At 70.5% G+C, this 2,734-nt stretch carries 3 protein-coding genes; 1 reads left to right on the top strand and 2 read right to left on the bottom strand.

The annotated features are described in order from the left end of the window. Positions 1-48: 48 nt before the first annotated feature. Positions 49-342, bottom strand: coding sequence for a DUF3039 domain-containing protein (locus tag ABD236_RS22590; protein ID WP_344076064.1), 294 nt, complete (start codon positions 340-342; stop codon positions 49-51). Between the two features lie 47 nt (positions 343-389). After that, positions 390-989, bottom strand: a complete 600-nt coding sequence (locus tag ABD236_RS22585; protein WP_344076062.1) for a YqgE/AlgH family protein — start codon at positions 987-989, stop codon at positions 390-392. A 231-nt stretch (positions 990-1,220) separates the two neighbouring features. Here ABD236_RS22585 and murA point away from each other — a divergent pair, with 231 nt between their 5' ends. After that, positions 1,221-2,561 (top strand): UDP-N-acetylglucosamine 1-carboxyvinyltransferase, encoded by a 1,341-nt coding sequence (gene murA, locus ABD236_RS22580; protein WP_344076060.1) that lies wholly within the window; start codon positions 1,221-1,223, stop codon positions 2,559-2,561. Positions 2,562-2,734: the final 173 nt, after the last annotated feature.

Here is a 2,734-nt window from a genome sequence, read left to right as displayed (position 1 = left end):
AGCCACAGACGGGGCCGCGGACGCAGACGCACCGCAACCCCGACGGCGCTACTTCTTGCCGCCGTCCTTGCCGTCCTTGCCCTTGTCTCCGCCGGCGCCCATGGACTCGTAGATCTCCTTGCACATCGGGCAGACCGGGTACTTCTTCGGGTCACGGCCCGGCACCCAGACCTTGCCGCAGAGCGCGACGACGGGGGTGCCGTCGAGCGCGCTCGCCATGATCTTGTCCTTCTGGACGTAGTGGGCGAAGCGCTCGTGGTCGCCGTCGCCGTTCGACACCTGCGGCGTCGGCTCTACGAGGGTCCCCGTACCTGCCCCGCGCTCGGGCTCAAGAGTGCTCATAAGTTCCTAGCCTACTGAAGCGCGGAGCGTACTGACGCGCGGCGGCGTCAGTTCAGCGAAGGGTCGTCGGGGTACGTCGCCACCATCGCCAGTTCGCTGCGCTGGCGGCGCAGCACCGCCCGCCACAGGGATCCGGGATCCGGGGAGGAGACGTCGCCCGGCTCGGACTCCACCACGTACCAGGCCCCGTCGGTCAGCTCGTCCTCCAGCTGGCCCGGGCCCCAGCCCGCGTACCCGGCGAAGATCCGCAGCGAGCCGAGGGCGGCGGCGAGCAGCTCCGGCGGCGCCTCCAGGTCGACCAGGCCGATCGCCCCGTACACCCGGCGCCAGCCGAGGGGGTCCCCCCTGCTCGAACGGAGCTGGGAGCTCGGGGAAGCGCCCTCGAAGCCGGGGATCACGGCGACGCCCAGCGCGGAGTCGAGGGAGACCGGGCCGCCCTGGAAGACCACGCCCGGCTCACCGGCCAGCGAAGCCCATGGCTCCAGGACGTCGCCGACGCCGACCGGGGTCGGCCGGTTGAGGACCACGCCGAGCGAGCCCTCCTCGTCGTGGTCGAGGAGCAGCACCACCGCGCGGTCGAAGTTCGGATCCGCGAGGGCGGGGGTGGCGACGAGCAGCCGCCCTGTGAGCGAGGACACCTCGGTCATGCGGACATGATCCCGCATCTTCGCCCCCGAGGGGGAGCGCACGGCAGCAATGGGGCGCACCGGTCTGTCCGCCAGGGCCCCGTGGTGACCCTCCGCCGAACTGGCCTGAGCGGAGCGTGTTGTGGCGAATTCATTACGCTTGCGAACCCCCCTTGGCCTTACAGGACATGGGTAGAAGCCCCTTACCCTTTTCTCTGACCCCCTGCCCGACGATTCCGGAACGCGAGATACATGACCGGCACAGACGATGTACTGCTTGTCCACGGCGGCACCCCGCTGGAGGGCGAGATCCGCGTTCGCGGCGCGAAGAACCTCGTGCCGAAGGCGATGGTCGCCGCGCTGCTCGGCAGCGGGCCGAGCCGGCTGCGCAATGTGCCCGACATCCGCGACGTGCGGGTCGTACGCGGTCTGCTGCAGCTGCACGGGGTGACCGTCCGCCCCGGCGAGGAGCCCGGTGAGCTGGTCCTCGACCCGTCGCACGTCGAAAGCGCGAACGTCGCCGACATCGACGCGCACGCCGGGTCGTCGCGCATCCCCATCCTGCTCTGCGGCCCGCTGCTGCACCGCCTCGGCCACGCCTTCATCCCGGGCCTGGGCGGCTGCGACATCGGAGGCCGGCCGATCGACTTCCACTTCGAGGTGCTGCGGCAGTTCGGCGCGACGATCGAGAAGCGCGAGGGCGGCCAGTACCTGGAGGCGCCGCAGCGGCTGCGCGGCACCAAGATCCGGCTGCCGTACCCGTCGGTGGGCGCGACCGAGCAGGTGCTGCTCACGGCCGTGCTGGCCGAGGGTGTGACGGAGCTCTCCAACGCCGCCGTGGAGCCCGAGATCGAGGACCTCATCTGCGTACTGCAGAAGATGGGCGCGATCATCGCCATGGACACGGACCGGACGATCCGGATCACCGGTGTCGACAAGCTCGGCGGGTACACCCACCGCGCCCTGTCGGACCGCCTGGAGGCCGCCTCCTGGGCGTCCGCCGCGCTGGCGACCGAGGGCAACATCTACGTCCGCGGCGCCCAGCAGCGGTCGATGATGACCTTCCTGAACACGTACCGGAAGGTCGGCGGGGCCTTCGAGATCGACGACGAGGGCATCCGGTTCTGGCACCCGGGCGGCTCGCTGAAGTCGATCGCCCTGGAGACGGACGTGCACCCCGGCTTCCAGACGGACTGGCAGCAGCCGCTGGTGGTGGCCCTGACGCAGGCCACGGGGCTGTCGATCGTGCACGAGACGGTGTACGAGTCGCGGCTCGGGTTCACGTCGGCGCTGAACCAGATGGGGGCGCACATCCAGCTGTACCGGGAGTGCCTGGGCGGGTCGGACTGCCGGTTCGGGCAGCGGAACTTCCTGCACTCCGCCGTTGTCAGCGGGCCCACGAAGCTCCAGGGCGCGGATCTGGTGATCCCGGACCTTCGGGGTGGGTTCTCCTATCTGATCGCCGCGTTGGCCGCGCAGGGGACGTCGCGGGTGCACGGGATCGATCTGATCAACCGGGGTTACGAGAACTTCATGGAGAAGTTGATGGAGCTCGGGGCGAAGGTGGAGCTGCCCAACGGGGCGCTGTCCTGACGGGTTGAGCCCCCACCCCGCCCCTTCCCTAAACCCTCCGGGGGTGAGTGGGGAGGGGCGGAGTCGTTTTCCCCGGGGGCTTCGCCCCCGCACCCCGCGTGCGTACTCGTCTGCGGGCCGGTGGCGGGCTGGTCGCGCAGTTCCCCGCGCCCCTAAAGGCCGGGCCCCTAGGG

Source organism: Streptomyces crystallinus, from assembly GCF_039521265.1.
Classification (GTDB): domain Bacteria; phylum Actinomycetota; class Actinomycetes; order Streptomycetales; family Streptomycetaceae; genus Streptomyces; species Streptomyces crystallinus.
This window is presented reverse-complemented; position numbering and strand designations above follow the sequence as displayed.